This window comes from Flavobacterium sp. GT3P67 (assembly GCF_004349155.1).
Classification (GTDB): domain Bacteria; phylum Bacteroidota; class Bacteroidia; order Flavobacteriales; family Flavobacteriaceae; genus Flavobacterium; species Flavobacterium ranwuense.
Window position 1 is genome coordinate 323,306 of record NZ_SMLF01000002.1, and the last position, 23,838, is coordinate 347,143.

The following is a 23,838-nucleotide window of genomic DNA, read 5'->3' on the forward strand; positions in this document are numbered from 1 at the left end:
TTATAACTTTTTCTCTTTCAAAAAATGACTTTCAAACAAAAAATACATACTCATTATCTACAATTAGTTCAGGATAGAATCGATGTTTTCAAAGACATGATTGCCGCACTTACTGAAGATTCTAAGAACGACGCCAAGGGTTCTGCCGGAGACAAACATGAAACGGCATTGTCAATGATGCACCTTGAGCAGGAGAAACTCAATCGTAAATTGAGAGAAGTGATGGATCAAAAAATAGTTCTGGATAAAATTGACGCTGCTACAATTGCTGAAACTATCATTGTGGGAAGTTTGGTTGAGGCGAACGGAATCTATTTGTATCTGAGTGTGGCACTTCCAAAAATTACTATTGAAGGTGTCAATATTATTGCATTATCACCGCAATCCCCTTTGGGAAATAAATTAATGGGAAACAAAGTGGGATTTACTTTTGAAATCAATACTACAAAATATACTATAGAAGATATATTATAAGTTTCTTCTTTCTAAATTAATTCATAGTTTACTATTATTTGGGTTTCTTTTTTTATATTAGCTCAACTAAACTGTCTATTATGAAACGAATTACACTTCTTTTTGCTTTATTTTTATTGATTTCGTGTGATCAAAAAAATAAAATTTCCGTAGATACTATTATTACAGATGCGACTATTTACTCGGTCAATAACTCTTTTGAGACGGCTTCAGCTATGGCGATCAATAAGGGAAAAATTGTGGCTATTGGTACTAATGGTGAAATTGCCAAAAAATATGAATCTAAGAATACGATAGAAGCCGAAGGAAAATTCATTTATCCGGGTTTGATTGATGCGCATTGCCATTTTTATAGCTATGGATTAAGTTTGCAGGAAGTGGATTTACGCGAAACCAAAAGTATGGACGAAATAATTACACGTTTAAAGACTTTTCAAAAAGATAAAAATCCAACGTTTATTGTTGGGAATGGTTGGGATCAAAACGATTGGAAAGTAAAAAAGTATCCTACAAAAGCAGAATTAGATGCTGTATTTCCTAATATTCCAGTAGTATTGAATAGAATAGACGGGCATGCAATTATTGTAAACAGTAAAGCGTTGAAGTTAGCAGGAATTACAAAAGATACAAAAGCTGTTGGCGGTCAGATTGAAATTGCAAATGGTGAACCAACAGGAATTTTAGTAGATAATCCGATGGAATTAGTTTTTAAGATAATTCCGAAACCAACTCGTAAAATACAAATTGCCGCTTTGTTGGATGCCGAAAAAGTAATGTTTGATTATGGATTGACAACTGTAAATGATGCGGGATTAGATCCTGATATTATTCATTTAATGGATAGTTTGCAAAAAGCTAAAGTAATGAAGCTTAATGTATATGCTATGATTACAGCAAATCAAAAAAACATCGATTTATATCTAAAAAAAGGAATTTATAAAACGGATAATCTAAATGTACGTTCTTTTAAAATGTACGGAGACGGTGCTTTGGGCTCTCGTGGCGCTTGCATGCACAAACCATATTCTGACATGCCAAAACAGTATGGTGCTTTATTGTCATCTGTTTCGGAATTAAAAGCGGTTGCAAAACAAATTTCGGCTTCTAAATTTCAATTAAATTCACATGCTATTGGCGATTCGGCAAATACAGTTTTACTTAAAATATACGGCGAAGTTCTAGCAGGTACAAAAGACCGAAGATGGAAAATTGAGCACGCCCAAGTTTTGCGGGAACAAGATTTTGATTATTTCAAATTTGGGATAATTCCTTCTGTACAACCTACACATGCCACATCCGATATGTATTGGGCTGGCGATAGATTGGGGAAAGAAAGACTGAAAAACGCGTATGCTTATAAAAAAATACTTCAAAAAGCAGGGATGATAGCTTTAGGAACGGACTTCCCTGTAGAAGAAGTGAATCCGATGCTGACCTTTCATGCTGCTGTAGCCAGAAAAGACAGTAAAGGATATCCAAAAGGTGGTTTTCAAATGGAAAATGCTTTAACCAGAGCCGAAACTTTAAGAGGAATGACAATCTGGGCAGCCTATTCTAATTTCGAAGAAAAAGAAAAAGGAAGTCTGGAAGTTGGAAAATGGGCTGATTTTGTAATGTACGATCAGGATTTAATGAAAGTGGAAGAAAATAAAATGGTAAAAATGAAACCAACAAACACATATTTAAAAGGCAATAAAGTAAAATAATTGAATTGTCAGTCTTTGATAATTTACAATTGTAATCGAATGTTTTAATTTCCGGATGTTTAAATTACATTTTTGCTGTAAAAATGATTTTTTGATTTTAAATTTAAACTAAATAGTATGTTTGTGTTTTGTATTTGTAACTGGTATCGCATCTTTGCCTTATCAAAATAAACAAAATATTTAAAATATATAGTTATGTGCGGAATATTAGCCATTATAGGAAAAGGAAAAGATGAAGAGTTAGTAAAAACACTTTCAAAAAGAATGTCACACCGTGGCCCGGATGAAAGTGATTTACACGTAACAGAAAACGGACATATTTTAAGTCATGAACGTTTGTCTATCATCGATTTGTATTCAGGAAGACAACCAATTCAAGGAACTTCAACTGCTTGGATGGTTCATAATGGCGAAGTTTACAATCATCAGGAATTAAGAGATGGTGTTTTGAAAGGACATACTTTTAGAACTAAATCAGATTCAGAAGTTATTGTGCATTTGTACGAAGAGTTTGGTTATGATTTTTGTAACATGTTGGATGGAGACTGGGCTTTTGTGGTAGTTGATGGTGATGATTTTATTGCCGGTAGGGATCCAATGGGAGTGAAGCCGTTATATTATGGTTTAGACGAAAGAGGAAGAATTTATTTCTCTTCTGAAATGAAACCTATTGCAGATCAATGTAAAACATTCTCTACATTTCCTCCGGGACATTTTTATACTCAAAAAACAGGTTTTGTAAAATATTACAAACCGGAATACGAAGATTATTTAAAAGCAGATCAGGATTTAGACTTGGATTTGATCAGAGAGACTTTGACTGAAGCGACTCGTAAAAGATTAATGAGTGATGTGCCAATTGGAGTATTGCTTTCAGGAGGATTAGATTCTTCATTGACATCAGCAATTGCCTCTAGATTATTGGCAGAAAGCGGTAAAAAATTACATTCGTTCTCTATTGGTTTAGACGCTGATGCTCCAGATGCAGCGGCAGCTAGAAAAGTAGCGGAGTATTTAGGAACAGAGCATCATGAAATCCACTTTACAATAGAAGAAGGGATTAAAATCTTAGATAAATTAATCTGGCATTTAGAAACTTACGATGTGACGTCGGTAAGAGCCAGTACGCCAATGTATTTCTTGTCTAAAGCGATTACTGATATGGGAATAAAAGTTGTGCTTTCTGGTGAAGGAGCCGATGAAATTTTTGGAGGGTATTTGTATTTTAGAAATGCACCTTCAACTGAAGATTTTCAAAAAGAAACCATCGAAAGAGTTCAAAAATTATTTACTGCCGATTTATTAAGAGCAGATAAATCGACTATGGCTCATGGATTAGAGGCTAGAGTTCCGTTTTTAGACAAAGCTTTCTTAGATATGGCAGTTCGTATTAAAGCAGAAGAAAAAATGCCTAAAACGTACGATGGAAAAGAAAAATATATTTTAAGAAAAGCATTTGATACTCCAGAAAACCCTTATCTTCCTGCAGAGGTTTTATGGAGACAAAAAGAACAGTTTTCTGATGGAGTTGGGTATAACTGGATCGATCAATTGATTGAGTATTGTTCTTCTCAAGTTACGGATGAACAATTAGCGGGAGCTGCAGTAGAGTTTCCATACAATGCGCCAACAACTAAAGAAGCGTACTTTTACAGATCAATATTTAATAAGTATTATCCGCAAGTAAGTGCGGCACAAACGGTTAGAAAATGGATTCCAAAATGGCAAGAAAACCAAGATCCAAGCGGAAGAGCCAATGCGGCACACGTTCAGGCAGATACAGAAATTGCTAAAACAGGAGTTACAGTTTAGAAAAAAATTAATTTCAATAGCAATATCAAAAAATCAATTTTAAAAGAATAATTTCAAGAAAAGATTAAATTTGAATTAGTTAGCAAATTTCCCGGAGCGACATTTTTAATGTTGTTTTTGGGATTTTGTTTTTTATGATAGGTTTGAAAAAAAACAAATCCAAAAATCAATTTCAAAAATCAATGCTAATGATAAATTAAAAATAATAATACGATTTTGCTTTTGGACTTTGTCATTAGCATTGATTTTTGAAATTGAAATTGATTTTTGCTATTACTATTGACATTTCTTTGTTAATAACTTAAGAGCTTAAAAAGGGATTTTAACGGTTATATAATTTGCGTTTTTATATATTTGCGTGTTAGACAAAAATTACATTTTTTTAGAATAAAATATATGAGCGAAGAAATCAAGAAGGACAATTATTCAGCGGATAGTATTCAGGCATTAGAAGGAATGGAGCACGTAAGAATGCGTCCATCAATGTATATTGGAGATGTAGGCGTTCGAGGACTGCATCATTTAGTTTATGAAGTTGTAGATAACTCGATTGATGAGGCAATGGGAGGCCATTGTGATACCATAATAGTTGATATTAATGAAGATGGATCTGTTTCTGTTGAAGATAATGGACGTGGTATTCCGGTTGGTATTCATAAAAAAGAAGGTGTTTCGGCATTGGAGGTTGTAATGACCAAAATTGGTGCTGGAGGAAAATTTGATAAAGATTCGTATAAAGTTTCTGGAGGACTTCACGGTGTTGGGGTTTCTGTGGTAAATGCTTTGTCCAATCATTTAAGAGCTACCGTTCATAGTAGTGATGGAAAAGTGTACGAACAAGAGTATGAAAAAGGAAAAGCGTTGTATCCAGTTAAACAAATTGGAGAAACGACTAAAAGAGGAACAATAGTTACTTTCTATCCTGACGAAACGATTTTTACTCAGTCTACAGAGTTTTCATATGACACGTTGTCGGCACGTATGCGTGAATTGTCGTATTTGAATAAAGGAATCACAATCACGTTCACTGATAAAAGAGAATTAGATAAAGACGGAAAATTTGTTTCAGAAATTTTCCATTCAGATGAAGGTCTGAAAGAATATATCCGTTACTTAGATGGAAACCGTGAGCCAATTATTTCTCATGTTATCTCTATGGATAACGAAAAAGGAGAAATCCCTGTTGAGGTGGCATTGATTTACAATACCAGTTACACAGAGAATATTTTTTCTTATGTGAATAATATCAATACGCACGAAGGTGGAACGCATTTACAGGGTTTCAGAACCGGTCTAACCAGATCGTTAAAGAAATATGCGGATGCTTCAGGAATGTTGGATAAATTGAAGTTCGATATTTCAGGAGACGATTTCCGTGAAGGATTAACAGCAATTATTTCGGTAAAAGTAGCGGAACCACAATTTGAAGGACAAACCAAAACGAAACTTGGAAACAGGGAAGTTGTTTCGCCAGTAAGTCAGGCGGTTGGAGATATGATTGAAGCTTATTTGGAAGAAAATCCAAATGATGCCCGAATCATTGTTCAAAAAGTGATACTTGCAGCACAAGCCCGTCACGCTGCAAAGAAAGCACGTGAAATGGTACAACGCAAAACTGTAATGGGTGGCGGTGGATTACCAGGGAAATTATCAGATTGTTCGGAACAAGATCCTGCAAAATGCGAAGTGTATCTTGTCGAGGGAGATTCGGCAGGCGGAACTGCAAAGCAAGGTCGTGACCGTGCGTTTCAAGCTATTTTGCCATTACGTGGTAAGATTTTGAATGTTGAAAAAGCAATGGTTCACAAAGTTTTTGAAAACGAAGAGATTCGAAATATATTTACTGCTCTTGGAGTTACAATAGGAACTGCCGAGGATAGTAAAGCATTAAATATTGAAAAATTACGCTACCATAAAGTAATTATTATGTGTGATGCCGATGTCGATGGTAGTCACATTTCTACTTTAATTTTGACATTCTTCTTCCGATTCATGAAAGAATTAATCGAAGAAGGTCACGTGTATATTGCCGCACCACCTTTATATTTAGTTAAAAAAGGAAACAAGAAAGAATATGCTTGGAATGACGTGCAACGTGATCAAGCGAATGAAAGAATGGGTGGAAGCGCAGGAATTCAACGTTATAAAGGTCTTGGGGAGATGAATGCGGAGCAATTATGGGAAACTACAATGGATCCAAGTTTCAGAACTTTGCGTCAGGTAACTATTGACAGTTTGGCGGAAGCCGACAGAGTTTTCTCTATGTTAATGGGAGATGAGGTACCGCCAAGAAGAGAATTCATTGAGAAGAATGCAGTTTACGCAAATATTGATGCTTAATAAAGTTTAATCGTTTAGTTGGATAATTGTTTGTTTAGATAATCAATTATCCAACTAAACGATTAAGCAAATAACCGATTAACCACAGAAATTAACTAATAACCGAATAAACTTTAAAATATGAAAGTTACCATTGTAGGAGCAGGAAATGTAGGTGCAACCTGTGCAGATGTAATTTCTTATAGAGGAATTGCCAGCGAAGTAGTCTTGTTGGATATCAGAGAAGGTTTTGCTGAGGGTAAAGCTCTAGATATTATGCAATGCGCTACCAATACGGGTTTTAATACCAAAGTATCAGGCGTTACCAATGATTATTCTAAAACAGCAGGAAGTGATGTAGTCGTTATTACATCAGGGATTCCAAGAAAACCAGGAATGACTCGTGAAGAATTAATAGGTATTAATGCAGGGATCGTGAAAACGGTTGCTGAAAATGTATTGAAACATTCACCGGATACTATTATAGTGGTAGTTTCTAATCCTATGGATACCATGACTTATTTAGCATTGAAATCTACTGGATTGCCAAAAAACAGAATAATAGGTATGGGAGGAGCACTGGATAGTTCTCGTTTCAGAACCTATTTATCTTTGGTTTTAGATAAACCTGCAAATGATATATCAGCAATGGTTATTGGTGGGCATGGTGATACTACTATGATTCCTTTAACACGTTTAGCTTCTTATAATGGAATTCCGGTTTCTCAATTTTTATCGGAAGAAGAATTGCAAAAAGTGGCTGCCGATACAATGATTGGTGGAGCTACACTTACGGGTCTTTTAGGAACGTCAGCTTGGTATGCTCCGGGAGCTTCAGTTGCTTTCTTGGTAGACAGTATTTTGAATGACCAAAAGAAAATGATCGCTTGTTCTGTTTTTGTTGAAGGAGAATACGGTCAAGATGATATCTGTATTGGTGTTCCTTGTATTATTGGTAAAAATGGAGTGGAAGAAATTCTTGACATTAAGCTCAATGAACAAGAAAAAGCCTTATTTGCTAAAAGTGCTGATGCCGTTAGACAAATGAATGATGCCTTAAAATCGATTTTAGTATAAAAAATTACATATATAATAAAGAAGACTGCACTTATGCAGTCTTTTTCTTGAGATTAATTAATAAATAAATTGGTTAATCTTAACGTTAATTATATATTTGCTCGGTTTAAAAAAATGATGTAGTTCGAGATATTCTTTTTTGGATTTAAAAAATTGATGTCAAGTCTTATTCTATAAGGTTTAAAGCAAAAATAAATAAATAAAAAATAATTAATTTTTAGTAATAATGCAGAATAAAGGACTTATTAAATTTTTCGCAATTCTATTTGCATTGGTAAGTATTTACCAACTTTCTTTCACTTTTGTTGCAAGCAAAGTAAAAAGTGATGCAAAATCTTTTGCTGGTGGAAATCCTGAAAAAGAAGTAAAATATTTGGATTCTATAGGTAAAGAGAAAGTGTTTAATCTTGGTTTTACCAATTTTACTTTCAATGAAGTTAGTGACAAACAAATCAATAAAGGTCTTGACTTAGAAGGAGGTATCAATGTGATACTTCAGATTTCTGTTAAGGACATATTAAAAGGATTGTCGAATAATTCTAAAAACCCAGTTTTCAATAAATCTTTGGCTGATGCTACTGCAGATTTACAAGGGAATAAATCGTATTTAGATAAGTTTTTTGATGCTTTTGAAGCAAATTCAAAAGGAACTGTAAAATTAGCGTCCCCGGATATTTTCGCAAACAGAAGTTTGCAAGGTGAAGGTGGGGTTGATTTTCAAATGACAGATGCGCAAGTAAAAAAGGTTATCTCTAGAAAAGTAGATGAGTCTGTAGAAAGTGCTTTTGGAGTTTTAAGAAAACGTATCGATCAATTTGGTGTAACTCAGCCTAATATTCAAAAATTAGGAAATTCAGGTCAAATTCTTGTTGAACTTCCTGGCGCAAAAGATGTAGATCGTGCTAAAAAATTATTATCAAGCACAGCTCAGTTGCAGTTTTGGGAAACGTATAAAATTGAAGAAATAGGTAACTTCTTAATGGCTGCTAATGAGTCATTGAAAAAAACTGAAATCAAAATTACTGAAGTAAAACCAGTTGTAAAAGATTCTTTAAGTGCTTTACTTACGGATGCTAAAGATTCAACTGCTACTAAAAAAGGAGAAAATCCTTTATTTGATAAAATTATTGGTCAAGGTGGAGGTCCAGTTTTAGGGCTTTTCTCTCCAAAAGATACTGCTGTTGTAAACGGATATTTGAAAAGAGCTGATATTAGAATTTTATTAGCAGGTGACCAACGTTATGCAAAATTTGTTTGGGGTAAACCAATGACAATTAAAGATGCTAAAGCAAAAGATATTGATGCTGTAGAATTATACGCTTTAAAAGGAAACAGAGACAATGTGCCTTCAATGAGTGGTGGTGTGGTTACAGATGCAAGCGATACATTTGACCAATCAGGTAAACCAGCTGTCTCTATGCAAATGAACGGTCAAGGTGCAAAAGCTTGGGAAGAATTAACAGGTAGAGCGTATACTCAAAAAAGTAATATCGCTATTGTTTTGGATGATGTAGTTTATTCTGCACCGGGAGTTTCTACTGGTCCAATTTCCGGAGGTAGATCTGAAATTTCAGGAGCTTTTGATATTACAGAAACTAAAGATTTAGCGAATGTGTTAAGAGCAGGTAAGCTTCCTGCTGCTGCAGATATTGTTCAATCTGAAGTTGTAGGTCCATCCTTAGGTCAAGAAGCAATTGAAAATGGTACTAACTCCGCTTTGATAGGATTGCTTTTAGTCTCACTTTGGATGATGATCTATTATGGTAAAGCAGGTTGGTATGCTAATCTTGCATTAGCGGTTAACTTACTTTTCTTGTTCGGAATTTTAGCAAGTATCGGAGCAGTTCTTACATTGCCAGGTATTGCCGGTATCGTTTTAACAATGGGAACAGCAGTTGATGCGAATATCATTATTTACGAAAGAGCAAAAGAAGAATTACGTGCGGGTAAAACGCTAGAAGAAGCTATTAAAACTTCTTATAGTTGGAGAGGTGCGATGTCATCAATTACTGATGCTAACGTAACGCATATTCTAACTGGAGCTGTATTGTTTATTTTTGGTTCAGGACCAATTAAAGGTTTTGCTACTACATTATTAATAGGTATAGTAACTTCATTGTTTACCTCAATTTTTATTGCAAGAATCTTTATTGATTGGAATATAAGCAAGAAGAACAATTTGACGTTTGTTACTAAGTTCTCTAAAAACATGTTTAATAATTTTCATTTTGATTTCCTAGGTGTAAAAAAATGGACTTATTTATTCTCAAGTATAGTAGTAGTTATAAGTATTATCTCTTTAGCTACAAACGGACTTGATGAAGGAGTTGATTTTGTAGGAGGAAGAACATTCCAAGTACGTTTTGAAAAACCAATTGAAACTGAAACAGTAAAAGCAGAATTAGCTAAAGTTTTTGATGGTAGTGCTGAAGTAAAAGTTTTTGGTAGTGATAATCAATTAAAAATCACAACAAAATATAAAGTTCATGAGCCAGGAATCAAAGCTGATGAAGAAGTGAATAAATTGTTATTTGCTACTTTAAAACAGCATTTTTCAGCAGATATGACGTATGATAAATTTGTAAATTCTTACGATGGTAAAAAATTAGGTATTTTGCAAGCCTCTAAGGTTGGTCCAACTGTAGCAGAAGATATTAAGACTAATGCGTATTGGGCTGTTCTTGGAGCAATGGCTATCGTGTTTTTATACTTGATGATCAGTTACAGAAAATGGCAATATAGTTTAGGAGCTATTGCGGCTATAGCACATGATGTTATTTTTGTATTAGGAATTTACTCTTTGTGCTATAAATTTATGCCTTTTGGAATGGAAATCGATCAGCACTTTATCGCTGCAATTCTAACCGTTATTGGGTATTCTATGAATGATACTGTTATTGTATTTGACAGGGTTAGAGAGTATTTAGCGGGTAAAACAAAAGGTAGTTTTGCTGAGATTGTAAATCAATCTATTAATACAACGATGTCTAGAACAATCAATACTTCATTAACAATGATTGTGGTTTTATTAATCATGTTTGTTTTTGGTGGGGAATCTATCAGAGGATTTATATTTGCGATGTTGGTGGGTATCGTTGTAGGAACATATTCTTCATTGTTTATTGCAACTCCAGTACTTGTGGATACAATATCTAAAGAAGATAAAAGCAAGGTAGAAAAAGCACATCAGGAAAGTTAAAAGAGCTTTTATATAAATCCTTAAAAAAGAGATTCAGCGAAAGTTGAATCTCTTTTTTTTTAGTTCATAATTGTTAATTTAGTTTTCTATCACTAATTTAATGGTGTAATTTGAGAAACGTAATAGCTTTGAAAATAAAATTTTATGTGTAAAAAAATATTTTTTATTTTAATTATTGTCTTTAGTTCGATGACATTTTACGCTCAAGATAAATTGAGTAAAGTAAAATTGGGTTTTGATTATGGTTTTGGAAATGAATTAAAAAACAGCAATTATACGTATACCAACAGTTATTATAAACTACAATTTTACTATACAGTAAAACAAACAAAAAGTTTTAAATATGAGGTTTTGTTGCAGCCAGAACTAAACTTTGCGAAGCACCAACTGTTGAACTTTTATTTTGTAAAGCCTGATGATCCCAATTACATTGAAAAACGGGAAAGATATACCAAGTTAAAGGATATAAAAGAATATGTTTTGAATATTGGTTTTTTGATTCGAAAACCAATTTTTAATACAGCGAGCATTTATATTTTAGGAACTGTTGGGCCTATGATTATTGATACAGAGACAGAACGATTATCAAAAGGTTTTGCTTTTTCAGATGTATTAGCTATAGGTTTTACTTTCAAAATAAACAAAATTGCATTTGACATAAGACCCAATTTTCGTCATGTGTCCAATGCTGGATTGCAAAGTTCAAATTCAGGTTATAATACTAAAAATATTGATTTTGGCTTTTTATTTTCTTTATAGAATAACCATTCTGTTTTTCTATGTCTCTTATAATCAGTTAATATTTGTATACTTCTATATTATGAAAGTATAAAATTTATATATTTACTAAATATTTGTTAAAGCTTACTTTTTTTTGATGAAATTAAAACCTAACTAATAATGGAAAAATTTATTAAGTCTTTCGTTTTTATTTTTTTGATTACAATTTTATCTAATTCAATTCTTTTTGCTAAAAATGGAATCATTGGTCTTGAATGCAGGAGTGTTGGTTTGGGTAAGAATAGCTCATTTTTCACTTTAGAAAAAAGTTCTAATGCTAAGGATACTTTAATATTTCTTAATGATCGAAATAAAAATGTAAGTATTGCTTGTCCAGTTCCAACAGTGTCATCGCCAACTTATTACTGTCAAAATACTCCACCAACACCTTTGACGGCAACAGCATTGATGGGTAATACATTGATTTGGTATGGGACTGCAACAGGAGGAATTCCATCAGCTACGCCGCCAATTCCTTCAAGAGCGACTGTGGGTTCAACAACTTATTATGTAAGTCAAACTGATGGTGTTTGTGAAAGTGCTCGTGTTGCAATTGTTGTAAACATTGTTGCTGATAATGGAGCAACTATTCTTAATTTTAGATGTGATGCTTCACAGATTTTAGCAGCGGATAAAGCTTCTTCCGTATTTTTTGATTGGTCAAATAATCCTTTGATTTCTAATTCTTATAATTTTACATACACAATTCAAGGTAGTTCTCCTGTCACTGGAAATACAGGTGTTTCACATGTTCAAGTATTTGGGATGTTGCCAGGACAATCGGCTACATTGAAATTGTCATCAGCAACACACCCTTGTGTGCCTTCATTAACCATTACTTGTAGTGTGCCTTGTGGAGCTTCAACTACTACTCCTAATTTCCCTGCCATAGCTCCCTTTTGTTCAGGAACTACTGCACCTATATTGACTAATACTTCCCCAAATGGAATCACAGGGACATGGTCACCAGCATTAATAAACAATACAACTAGTGGGAGTTATGTATTTACTCCAAATCCAACTTTATTTCCCTGTGCTACAACACAAACTTTGAATGTTACGGTTAGACCATTGGTTACCCCGACTTTCACAGGTATTCCAGCTACTGTTTGTCAAAATGCGACTGCGCCAATCTTGCCAACAAGTTCTTCAAACGCAACACCAATAACTGGTACTTGGAGTCCGGCGACGGTTAATACGGCTGTTTTGGGGCCTGCTCCTTATACTTTTACCCCAAATTCGGGACAATGTGTTTCAAGCCCTACAACAACAATAACGATTACTGTTAACCCTAATATAACGCCAACTTTTACACAGGTTCCACCTATTTGTTCCGGTGCAGTCCTTTCGGCTTTGCCTACTACTTCTAATAATAACTTTACAGGGACTTGGTCTCCGGCATTGAATAATACGGCTACCACAACCTATACTTTTACGCCAACAGCGGGGCAATGTGCTACAACGACTACTATGACCATTACAGTTATGCCAAATGGTACTCCGACATTTAATGCGGTTTCTCCAATTTGTACAGGTACGCCTTTGGCTCCTTTGCCTACAACTTCTAATAATAACTATACAGGTTCTTGGTCTCCGGCCTTAAATAATACGGCTACTACAACCTATACCTTTACGCCAACAGCAGGGCAATGTGCCACTACGGCTACTTTGACGATTACGGTAAATCCTTTGCGAACACCGGTTTTTAACACTGTTCCAACTACTGTTTGTGAGAATGATCCCCCGCTGGTTCTACCAACGAGTTCTTCGGATACTCCTGCAATAACGGGAGCATGGAGTCCGCCAGCTGTTGATACCTCGATTTTAGGGGCAAGTGACTATACTTTTACTCCTGATGCAGGGCAATGTGCTGCAACAATTACAAAATCAATTACTGTGGCTCCTTCGAATACGCTTGTTGATGTGAGTTGGACCGTTACGGAGGCATTTGCTAAGAATCAAATAATCACTATTAATGCTACGGCAGCTGGAGATTATTTGTATCAATTAGATGATGGACCGTTTCAAGAAAGCCCAGTTTTTGAATATGTTTCTTTAGGAACGCATTCCATTACGGTTCAAGACAAAAATGGCTGTAGTCTTCCAATAACAAAAACTAATGTTTTAGTAATCAATTATCCTAAATTTTTCACACCTAATAATGATGGATATAATGATAGTTGGAATATTTTTGCTTTACAAGATCAGTCCAGTTCTAAAATTCTAATATTTGATCGTTATGGTAAATTTTTAAAAGAAATTTTTCCAAATGGTTCGGGTTGGGACGGAACGTATATTGGACAGCCAATGCCGGCAAATGATTATTGGTTCAGTATTGAATACACGGAACAAGATATTCCCAAGAAATTCAAATCCCATTTTTCATTAAAAAGATAAAACAAAAAAGCTTCCTGAATTGGGAAGCTTTTTTGTTTTATTAAGCAAATATGATATTATACTTTAAGAGGTTTTTCGGCAGTAAAAATAAAATACAGTCCAATTAAAATAAAAGGAATACTCAGCCATTGTCCGGTTGAAAATAATCCCAAAGCACTTTCAAATCCGCCTTGGCTTTCCTTAACAGATTCCACTACAAAACGCACAGAAAATAAAAGCACTAGAAACATACCAAATAGATATCCTGTTTTATTTCTTTTTTCAGTTTTCCAATACAAGAAAAATAAAATTGCAAAAACAAAAATGTAGCAAAATGCTTCGTACAATTGAGTAGGATGTTTTACCGGAACCTGCCCAAGCAATGACGTAAATTTGGGGTCAGTTGCTATTGCTGTATAGGCATCTTTAGGATTGGCTATTTGAGTTGCATTGACCGCATCTGTTGGACTGAAATGATCTTTGATGAATTTTATTCCAAATGCAGATGTGGTCTCATGGCCTATAATTTCTGAATTTAAAAAATTTCCTAATCTCACAAAAATAGCGCCGCTGGCTACGGGAATTACCACTCGGTCTAAAATCCACATTTGTGGTCTTTTGAGTATATTTTTACTGTAAAAATACATCGCAATGATGATAGAAATGGCTGCGCCATGGCTTGCTAAACCTTGATAACCGGTAAATTCAAAATTTGGAGAAAAGCGGAAAGGTAAAATGATCTCCAATAAATGATTGCGATAATATTCCCAATCATAAAAGAAAACGTGTCCTAAACGTGCACCAATCAAAGTGGCAAGTACAGTCCAGATGAACAAAGAATCTAATTTTTCTATGGATTCTCCTTCACGTTCAAATATGTTTTTCATAATGTACCAGCCTAATCCAAAAGCAATTACAAACATTAAGCTGTAATATCTAATTACAAAAAAGCCTAAATCGATTCCTTCTGATGGATTCCAAACTATGTTTAAAGCGTGTGTCATTTAGTGTTAAATTTGTTTATTAGCCGTAAAAATAAAGATTTAAAGTAAAATTTCGTATTTAAAAAAAGTTAATGTTTGTGATTACACATTTTTTTAGGAACAGGATCATAACCGGTTTTTCCCCAAGGATGGCAACTTAAAATACGTTTCATTCCTAAAAAACCACCATAAAACAAACCATGAGTTTGTAATGCTTCAATCATATAGGAAGAGCAAGTAGGTTCAAATCTACAAGCTGCAGGAATAAAAGGAGAAATAGCAACTTGATAAAACCGAACCAACAGCAAAAATGGGTAAACAATTATTTTTGACAACATGATTTTAGTATTAGAATTTAAAAATTCACTTTTGTTAATCAAAATTATTTTACGGTATTAATCTGCGACTTGATGTAGAAACTAAATACTAAAAGTAGTTCCTTCTTTCCCATCTTTTAACTGAATTCCTAATGCAATCAATTGATCTCTAATTTGGTCTGATAATGCAAAATTCTTATTGTCGCGGGCTTGTTTTCTCATTTCAATAAGCATGTTAACCATTCCTTCTAATTTGTCATTACTGCTATCAGAAACTTTTTCGTCTACCAATCCTAGAACGTCAAAAGCAAAATTGTGTATTGCTTTTACAAAAGATTTTAAATCCTCTGTATTCAACGTTTCTTTTTCATCTTTCAATAAATTGATAAACCGAACACCTTCAAATAACTGTGCGATTAAAATTGGAGTGTTGAAATCATCATTCATGGCATCATAACATAATTGTTTCCATGCCGGAATATCAATCGTGCTTTTTGTGCCTGCAACAATATCTTTTAACGAATTTATGGCTTCCATCAATCGTTTGTATCCTTTTTCGGCCGCGACAATTGCATCATCAGAAAAATCAAGAATGCTTCTGTAATGCGCCTGTAACATAAAAAATCGAGCTACCGATGCTGAAAAGGCTTTACTTAGGATAGTATTTTCTCCAGTCAATATTTCTCTTGGCAAAATATTATTGCCAGTAGATTTAGCCATTTTTTTGCCGTTTAAAGTCAGCATGTTGGCATGCATCCAGTAATTAACAGGAGTTTGTCCGGTACACGCTTCATTTTGAGCAATTTCACATTCATGATGAGGGAATTTTAAATCCATTCCACCTCCGTGAATGTCAAAATGATTGCCTAAATATTTTGTGCTCATTGCGGTACATTCAAGATGCCAGCCCGGAAATCCATCGCTCCATGGCGAAGGCCATCTCATGATATGTTGTGGTTCAGCTTTTTTCCAAAGCGCAAAATCCTGCGAATTTCTCTTGTCACTTTGACCGTCAAGATCACGGGTATTGGCAAGCATATCCTCTATGTTTCTACCGCTTAATCTACCGTAATGATTGGTTTCGTTGAACTTTACTACATCAAAATAAACAGAGCCATTGGCTTCATAACCAATTCCTTTGTCAATAATGGTTTTGATAATCTCAATTTGTTCAATAATATGACCTGTAGCTGTTGGCTCAATACTTGGCGGTAAAAAATTAAATTCATTCAAAATATCATGAAAATCTACCGTATAGCGTTGCACCACTTCCATAGGTTCCAGTTGTTCCAGACGCGCTTTTTTTGCAATTTTATCTTCACCTTCATCTACATCATCCACAATATGCCCCACATCAGTAATGTTTCGAACATAACGAACCTTGAAATCCAAATGCAAAAAATACCTGAAAATTACGTCAAAGGACATGAATGTTCGCACATTTCCAAGATGCACATTGCTGTAAACCGTAGGTCCGCAAACGTACATTCCAATATTGCCTTCGTGAATGGGTGTGAAAATTTCTTTTTCTCCCGAAAGAGAATTGTATATTTTTAGATTTTGGCTACTGTATAATGGCATTTTGTGTTTTTTTATTTGTCATTGCGAGGAACGTGGCAATCAGGAGCTTTTCCTGCTTTACGTTTCAATCTTTTTTCGCTTAAAAAGCGAATAAAAGGATTTTCACTGCAATCAGGGCTAGGGCTTTATCGGTACTATGATTTTTTTTTCTATTTTAGAACTTTGTTTCTAATTTAATATAATCCAAAAATTCTCTTTTAGTTTGAGTATCTTTAAATTTCCCTCCAAATTCTGAGGTTACGGTACTACTTTCAATATCACCTATTCCTCTAGAATTTACACATAGATGTTTCGCATCAATAACGCAAGCGACATCATCAGTGCCTAAAGCAATTTGTAATTCTTGAACAATTTGCATCGTTAAACGCTCTTGTACTTGAGGTCTTTTGGAATAATATTCTACAATTCTATTCATTTTAGAAAGTCCAATCACCCTTCCATTAGAAATATAAGCCACATGGGCTCTTCCTATAATTGGCAATAAATGATGTTCGCAGGTAGAGTAAACGATAATGTTTTTTTCAACTAACATTTCGCCATATTTGTAGTTATTGTCAAAAGTAGAAGCTTTTGGCTTTTTGGCAGGATTTAGACCTCCAAAAATTTCTTTTACAAACATTTTGGCAACACGATTGGGTGTACCTTTTAAGCTGTCATCTGTCAAGTCCATTCCAAGTGTAATTAGAATATTTTCGACATCTTTTTTTATTTTGTCTATTTTTATTTCATCTGTAATGTCAAAAGCATCCTTTCGTACTGGATTTTCCGCATTGGTACTAATATGATTGTTTCCTATTTCGTCTTGAAATTCTTCGTTGTTTATCATTAAAAGCTACTATTATTGTGGGTGTAAATATTTAAGCCGTAAAGATAAATAATAAAAATTAAAGAATTTCTATAGCGCTTACTATTTAAGACGACTTTAGGGTCACAAAAGCATTGGTTTGTTCTAAACTGGTTGTAAAAACAAAGGCAGTAACTGTTACGTTACTGCCTTTTCATAAATTAGTTCTATTTTATGATACCAAAATGGTAGTGTTTTTTTATCTAATAATTATTTAGATTGAGTTGCATTATAAACTGGAATTGCTGCTTTCAAAATTGATACAGCACTAATTAAATCTTCTTTCTTTAATACATATGCAATTCGGACCTGATTTAATCCCATTCCTGGAGTGGAATAAAACCCGGCTGCAGGAGCTACCATTACTGTTTCACCATTCAAATCATAACTTTCTAAAAGCCATTGTGCAAAATTATCTGCATTGTCAATAGGAAGTTGTGCAATACAATAAAAAGCACCTTTTGGTTTTGATACTACAACACCTTCAATCTTATTCAACTCATTAATTAGCGTATCTCTACGCTCTCTATATTCTGAAATCACTTCGTCAAAATAACTTTTTGGAGTGTTCAGAGCAGCTTCACTTGCAATCTGTTCAATTGTTGGGGGGCTCAATCTTGCTTGCGCAAATTTCATAGCGGTAGCCATGACTTCTTTGTTTTTAGAAACAATACATCCTATTCTAGCACCACACATACTGTATCTTTTTGAAACAGAATCAATCATAATAGCATGTTCTTCAAGCCCGGGAACATTCATTACTGAATAATGAATATCACCATCATAGGTAAACTCACGATATACTTCATCAGATATCAAGAATAAATCATGTTTTTTGACCAAAGCCGCCAGTTGCATGATTTCTTCTTTCGAATATAAATAACCCGTCGGGTTTCCTGGGTTACAAATCAGGATAGCTTTTGTTTTTGCAGTAATCAGTTTTTCAAAATCTTCTACAGCCGGTAAAGCAAAACCTGTTTCAATAGTAGAAATTACAGGAACAACAGTAATGCCTGACGCTGTCGAAAATCCATTATAATTAGCATAAAATGGCTCTGGAATAATGATTTCATCTCCTTGATCCATAGTACTGCCCATCGCAAACATAAGTGCTTCTGATCCACCGGTAGTGATTATAATGTCTTCAATATTTACAGGAATACCTTGATTAGTATAATATGCCGACAATTTTTTTCTGTAGCTTTCATTTCCCGCTGAATGGCTGTATTCCAGAATAGTTAAATCAATATTTTTTACTGCATTCATTGCAACCTCAGGAGTTTTAATATCCGGTTGACCAATGTTTAAATGGTATACTTTATGTCCTTTTTTCTTAGCTATTTCTGAGTAGGGAACCAATTTTCGTATTGGCGATTCGGGCATTTGTTTCCCTTTGTTTGATATTTTTGGCATAGTCTTAATTATTGAATTGCAAATTTGCAATTTTTTTTTCGAATTTAATATAATCAATATGCGTATATATTGTTAAATCTGCATTTTTGATATGATTTATTTAGTATTTTTATGTAAAAGAATAACAATGAAAAAAACACTGTTTTTATTTCTCATTTACTTGTTTGCTTGCCCTGTTTTTGCACAACAAGGATTTCAGTTTGAGAAAGATGTTAATAAAGTTAGCGTACCTTTTAAATTGATCAATAATTTGGTTTTTGTACCTATTAAAGTGAACGGTATAGAATTGAATTTTTTGTTGGATACCGGTGTTGCCGAAACCATATTGTTTAGTTTGGAAGATAAAAAAGAAGTTCGTTTTTTTAATGCCGAAAAAATATTATTAAAAGGGTTAGGAAGTCAAGTGGCTGTTGAAGGATTAAAATCTACAAATAATATTTTGGAATTTAGCAGTTTAAAGAATAGGAATCACATGCTTTATATTGTTTTGGATCCCGATTTTAATTTATCGTCTCATATAGGAATTCCAGTTAACGGAATTATTGGGTATCAGTTTTTTCGAAATAATTTAGTGGAAATTAATTACAGGAAAAAGAGAGTTATAGTTTATAAAGACACTGACAAAAACCGAACTAAAATTGAAAAAAAGTTTAGCACTATTCCTATTACTATCGAAAAATCGAAACCTTATTTAAAAAGTACGGTGTATCAGGATAATCGCAATGTCCCTGTTAAATTATTGATAGACGTAGGTAATAGTGATGCAATTTGGTTGTTTCAAGGCCGTTCCGAATTGATTAAAGTTCCATTGAAAAATTTTGATGATTTTTTAGGTCGTGGTTTTAGTGGCGACATAGAAGGTAAAAGAGGTAGAATTCAAAAACTCCAGATGGCAGATTTTGAATTTAATAATCCCATAGTGGCCTTTCCAGACTCGATTTCAATTAGAAATGTCACCATGGTGCCAGATCGAATGGGATCAGTAGGAGGTGAAATCATGAAGCGATTTACGGTTATATTCGATTACCAAAAACAACAAATGTATCTAAAAAAGAATAGTGATTACAGTGCTCCTTTTAGCTATAATAAAAGTGGGGTTGAGATACAACAGAATGGATTACAATGGGTTCAGGAAACCGTACGAATGGAAACGGTTCCGTTGTCTACAAATTACAATGAATCTGGCGGAGTTAAAGTATTTACAAATGACTTTAAATACAAATTTCAATTAAAGCCCATTTACCAGATTGCCAATGTTAGACAAAATTCACCAGCCGCTAACGCAGGATTACAAAAAGGAGATGTAATCATTTTGATAAATAATAATCCAATTCATAAACTCACATTGCAAGAAATCAATACTCTTTTTAAATCCGAAGAAGAGAAATGGATTACTTTAGAAGTGGAACGTAAAAGCCAAATCTTAAAATTCAGGTTTCAATTGTATAATATCTTATAGACAAAAAACGCTTTTGGAAATAGTTTTCAAAAGCGTTTTTAATTTATTTTTGATTCTGATTGATTCTGCAGTTAATTGGAAATAACTTCTCCTTTAATTTTCAGAGCAACTCTTCCCGCTTCATAGTTCACTGCATTTGATTCAACAGTTAATGTTTTTCTGATAGGACCGGGAGCCATGTTGTATTTAACAGTTATTTTTCCTGTTTTTCCTGGCATGATTGGCTCGTCTGGTTTTGTAGGCACCGTGCAGCCACAAGTAGATAGTACATTAGTAATAATTAATGGGGCATTACCTGTATTTGTAAAGATAAAATCACGAGAGCCATTTTCATTCTTGGTAACCTTTCCATAATCAATCGTGTTGTCTTTGGCAGCGAACTCAATTTTAGGCCCATTTTGGGCAAAACCGATACTACTGATTAACGCGAATGTGAATAAAGCTATTATTTTTTTCATTTTCTTGAATTTAAAATCATTTAGTAAATTTACTTCCTTATTAATTAAGGTACAAATTTTTATTTCTCTTTTTATAGTGTACTTAATTATTTACTTTTGTCTCCAATTAGAATTACAAATATCAGACCAAAGTCTAAAAGGTTATTTGTTGATTTGGTTATTCGTTTAACGGAACCAACAAATAATTGAATTTAACGATTAAACGATCCACAATAAAATGACAATTCCTGCACAATTTGACGCTAAAACTATTGAGAATAAGTGGTATGACTACTGGATGAAGAATAATTATTTTCACTCAGAACCAGACCATAGAACACCATATACTATTGTAATTCCACCGCCGAATGTTACCGGAGTTTTGCACATGGGACACATGTTGAATAATACGATTCAGGATGTATTAATTAGGAGAGCCCGTCTCCAAGGTTTCAATGCTTGCTGGGTTCCTGGAACGGATCACGCTTCGATAGCTACTGAAGCCAAAGTAGTAGCCAAATTAAAAGCGGAAGGAATCAATAAAAATGATTTAACACGCGAAGAATTTTTGGCTCACGCTTGGGAATGGACTGATAAATATGGAGGTGTAATTTTGGACCAATTGAAAAAATTAGGCGCTTCCTGTGACTGGGAAAGAACCAAGTTTACAATGGATCCTGATATGTCAGCTTCAGTAATTCGTTCTTTTGTAGATTTATACAACAAAGGTTTGATTTACAGAGGATACCGAATGGTAAACTGGGATCCTGAAGCCAAAACGACTTTGTCAGACGAAGAAGTAATTTATGAAGAACAACAAGGGAAATTATATTTCTTAAAATATAAAATCGAAGGAAGTGAAGACTTCCTGACGATTGCGACCACACGTCCGGAAACTATTTTTGGAGATACCGCAATTTGTATTAATCCAAATGACGAACGTTTTGTTCATTTGAAAGGTAAAAAAGCGATTGTGCCTATTTGCGGAAGAGTAATTCCAATTATTGAAGATGAATATGTTGATATCGAATTTGGTACTGGATGTTTGAAAGTGACTCCGGCGCACGATATGAATGACAAAGCGCTAGGGGAGAAGCATAATCTTGAAATTATTGATATTTTCAATGAAGATGCGACTTTGAATAGTTTTGGTTTGTATTACCAAGGAAAAGATCGTTTTGTGGTTCGTGAGGCAATTGCCAAAGAACTAGAAACAATCGGCGCTTTGGCAAAAACAGAAACACACTTGAATAAAGTGGGGACTTCAGAAAGAACCAAGGCCGTTATCGAACCTCGTTTGTCTGATCAATGGTTCTTGAAAATGGAAGATTTGGTGAAACCAGCCATACAATCTGTTTTGGTGGATGGCGATATTAAATTGCATCCAGCACGTTTTAATAATACGTATGCGCATTGGTTAAATAACATTCGTGATTGGAATATTTCCCGTCAATTGTGGTGGGGACAACAAATTCCGGCTTATTTCTATGGAGACGGGAAGGAAGATTTTGTAGTTGCTGAATCTATCGAAGAAGCTTTAGTTTTAGCGCAAAAAGCAACTGGCAATTTGCAATTTGCAAAAGAAAATCTTCGTCAAGATGTTGATGCATTAGATACTTGGTTTTCTTCTTGGCTATGGCCAATGTCGGTTTTTGGAGGAATTATGGATCCAGAAAGTGAAGATTTTAAATATTATTATCCAACGAATGATTTAGTAACCGGTCCGGATATTTTGTTTTTCTGGGTAGCGAGAATGATTATTGCAGGATATGAATATACGGGTAAAAAACCATTTACCAATGTGTACTTGACTGGTTTAGTTCGTGACAAACAAAGACGTAAAATGTCTAAATCATTAGGGAATTCACCTGATCCTTTAGACTTGATTGAGAAATTTGGTGCCGATGGAGTTCGTGTGGGATTGCTTTTGAGCGCTTCTGCAGGAAATGACATCATGTTTGATGAAGAATTGTGTAACCAAGGAAAAGCGTTTACGAACAAAATTTGGAATGCCTTCAAACTGATAAAAGGCTGGGAAGTTTCGGACTCCATTCCGCAGCCGGAATCATCTAAAGTGGCGATTGAATGGTACGAGGCCAAATTGCAACAAACGCTTTTAGAAATTGAAGACAATTTCGAAAAATACAGAATTTCTGATGCTTTAATGGCAATTTACAAACTGGTTTGGGATGATTTCTGTTCTTGGTTCCTGGAAATGATAAAACCGGCGTACCAACAGCCAATTGACAGCGTGACTTTTGCGAAAGCGATAGAAATGCTTGAAAATAATTTAAAATTATTGCATCCGTTTATGCCGTTCTTGACAGAAGAAATTTGGCAAATTCTTGCCGAAAGAACTCCGGAACAAGCTTTAATTGTTTCGACTTGGCCAGAATTGAAACCATTTAATGCGGGTTTAATTACTGATTTTGAAAATACTATTGAAGTGATTTCTGGAATTAGAACGATTCGTAAAGACAAGAATATTCCGTTTAAAGATACAATCGAATTGAAAGCGGTAAACAATGACAAAGCCTCAACGTATTTTGATTCAGTAGTGATTAAATTAGGAAACATAACTTCCTTGGAATATGTTTCAGATAAAGTAGACGGAGCATTATCTTTCCGTGTAAAATCGAATGAATATTTCATTCCTATTACTGGAAATATAAATGTAGAAGAAGAAATTGCAAAACTTGCTGCCGAGCTGATGTATACACAAGGTTTTTTGAAATCAGTTCAAAACAAGCTGGCAAACGAGAAATTTGTGGCTGGTGCGCCGGAGAAAGTTTTGGCAAACGAGAGACAAAAAGAAGCAGATGCGCTGTCTAAAATTGAAACCATCGAGCATAGTTTGGCCGGATTGAAATAAAATTTAGTTTATTTATAACATTCAAAATCCCATTCGTCGCGGCGAATGGGATTTTTTTGAAAAATTAAATACATATTTTGTTTTTGGCTAAGAGTGGAATACTTGAAATTCTAGACGGTATTTTATCGATAAACGTCATTGGTATTGCGATTTAAAGAGTATTTCTTCCTTTAAACGATTTTTATGCAT

16 protein-coding genes are annotated in these 23,838 nt (G+C 34.3%); 10 read left to right on the forward strand and 6 right to left on the reverse strand.

Annotation, left to right across the window (positions count from 1 at the left end):
* Nucleotides 1–24 precede the first annotated feature (24 nt).
* The 8 genes from E0H99_RS06000 (at nucleotide 25) to E0H99_RS06035 (ending at nucleotide 13,764) form a co-directional block, all read left to right on the forward strand.
* Nucleotides 25–474: a hypothetical protein gene (locus tag E0H99_RS06000; protein WP_131992390.1), complete on the forward strand. Its 450-nt coding sequence runs from the start codon at nucleotides 25–27 to the stop codon at nucleotides 472–474.
* Nucleotides 475–554: 80 nt separating this feature from the next.
* Entirely contained in the window at nucleotides 555–2,180 is a 1,626-nt protein-coding gene (locus E0H99_RS06005) for an amidohydrolase (RefSeq protein WP_131992393.1), read from the forward strand.
* A gap of 195 nt (nucleotides 2,181–2,375) precedes the next feature.
* Complete coding sequence (gene asnB, locus E0H99_RS06010) at nucleotides 2,376–3,992, forward strand: asparagine synthase B (RefSeq protein WP_131992396.1); 1,617 nt, start codon at nucleotides 2,376–2,378, stop codon at nucleotides 3,990–3,992.
* A gap of 396 nt (nucleotides 3,993–4,388) precedes the next feature.
* Nucleotides 4,389–6,332, forward strand: coding sequence for a DNA topoisomerase (ATP-hydrolyzing) subunit B (gene gyrB / locus E0H99_RS06015; RefSeq protein ID WP_131992399.1), 1,944 nt, complete (start codon nucleotides 4,389–4,391; stop codon nucleotides 6,330–6,332).
* 120 nt (nucleotides 6,333–6,452) lie between these two features.
* On the forward strand, nucleotides 6,453–7,388 hold the full coding sequence (mdh, locus tag E0H99_RS06020; protein ID WP_131992402.1) for a malate dehydrogenase: 936 nt from the start codon (nucleotides 6,453–6,455) through the stop codon (nucleotides 7,386–7,388).
* 226 nt (nucleotides 7,389–7,614) lie between these two features.
* Entirely contained in the window at nucleotides 7,615–10,587 is a 2,973-nt protein-coding gene (gene secDF / locus E0H99_RS06025) for a protein translocase subunit SecDF (RefSeq protein WP_131992405.1), read from the forward strand.
* A gap of 144 nt (nucleotides 10,588–10,731) precedes the next feature.
* Nucleotides 10,732–11,346, forward strand: a complete 615-nt coding sequence (locus tag E0H99_RS06030; RefSeq protein ID WP_131992408.1) for an acyloxyacyl hydrolase — start codon at nucleotides 10,732–10,734, stop codon at nucleotides 11,344–11,346.
* Between the two features lie 141 nt (nucleotides 11,347–11,487).
* Nucleotides 11,488–13,764 (forward strand): T9SS type B sorting domain-containing protein, encoded by a 2,277-nt coding sequence (locus E0H99_RS06035; protein ID WP_131992411.1) that lies wholly within the window; start codon nucleotides 11,488–11,490, stop codon nucleotides 13,762–13,764.
* Between the two features lie 56 nt (nucleotides 13,765–13,820).
* Here E0H99_RS06035 and lgt read toward each other — a convergent pair whose 3' ends face one another.
* The 5 genes from lgt to E0H99_RS06060 form a co-directional block, all read right to left on the reverse strand.
* Entirely contained in the window at nucleotides 13,821–14,747 is a 927-nt protein-coding gene (gene lgt / locus E0H99_RS06040; RefSeq protein WP_131992414.1) for a prolipoprotein diacylglyceryl transferase, read from the reverse strand.
* Between the two features lie 68 nt (nucleotides 14,748–14,815).
* Entirely contained in the window at nucleotides 14,816–15,064 is a 249-nt protein-coding gene (gene yidD, locus E0H99_RS06045; RefSeq protein WP_131992417.1) for a membrane protein insertion efficiency factor YidD, read from the reverse strand.
* Between the two features lie 81 nt (nucleotides 15,065–15,145).
* A complete protein-coding gene (gene cysS, locus E0H99_RS06050) occupies nucleotides 15,146–16,624 on the reverse strand; it encodes a cysteine--tRNA ligase (protein ID WP_131992420.1) in 1,479 nt (492 codons plus the stop codon).
* 154 nt (nucleotides 16,625–16,778) lie between these two features.
* Nucleotides 16,779–17,450, reverse strand: coding sequence for a GTP cyclohydrolase I FolE (gene folE, locus E0H99_RS06055; protein WP_131992423.1), 672 nt, complete (start codon nucleotides 17,448–17,450; stop codon nucleotides 16,779–16,781).
* Between the two features lie 228 nt (nucleotides 17,451–17,678).
* Nucleotides 17,679–18,881 (reverse strand): pyridoxal phosphate-dependent aminotransferase, encoded by a 1,203-nt coding sequence (locus E0H99_RS06060; RefSeq protein ID WP_131992426.1) that lies wholly within the window; start codon nucleotides 18,879–18,881, stop codon nucleotides 17,679–17,681.
* Nucleotides 18,882–19,008: 127 nt separating this feature from the next.
* Between E0H99_RS06060 and E0H99_RS06065 the strand changes: the two genes are divergently transcribed.
* Nucleotides 19,009–20,340: a retropepsin-like aspartic protease gene (locus E0H99_RS06065; RefSeq protein ID WP_131992429.1), complete on the forward strand. Its 1,332-nt coding sequence runs from the start codon at nucleotides 19,009–19,011 to the stop codon at nucleotides 20,338–20,340.
* 71 nt (nucleotides 20,341–20,411) lie between these two features.
* Here E0H99_RS06065 and E0H99_RS06070 read toward each other — a convergent pair whose 3' ends face one another.
* Nucleotides 20,412–20,798 carry a DUF1573 domain-containing protein gene (locus tag E0H99_RS06070; protein WP_131917043.1) on the reverse strand — a complete coding sequence of 129 codons (387 nt, stop codon included), beginning with the start codon at nucleotides 20,796–20,798 and terminating at the stop codon, nucleotides 20,412–20,414.
* A 217-nt stretch (nucleotides 20,799–21,015) separates the two neighbouring features.
* Here E0H99_RS06070 and E0H99_RS06075 point away from each other — a divergent pair, with 217 nt between their 5' ends.
* Nucleotides 21,016–23,649, forward strand: coding sequence for a valine--tRNA ligase (locus E0H99_RS06075; RefSeq protein WP_131992432.1), 2,634 nt, complete (start codon nucleotides 21,016–21,018; stop codon nucleotides 23,647–23,649).
* Nucleotides 23,650–23,838: the final 189 nt, after the last annotated feature.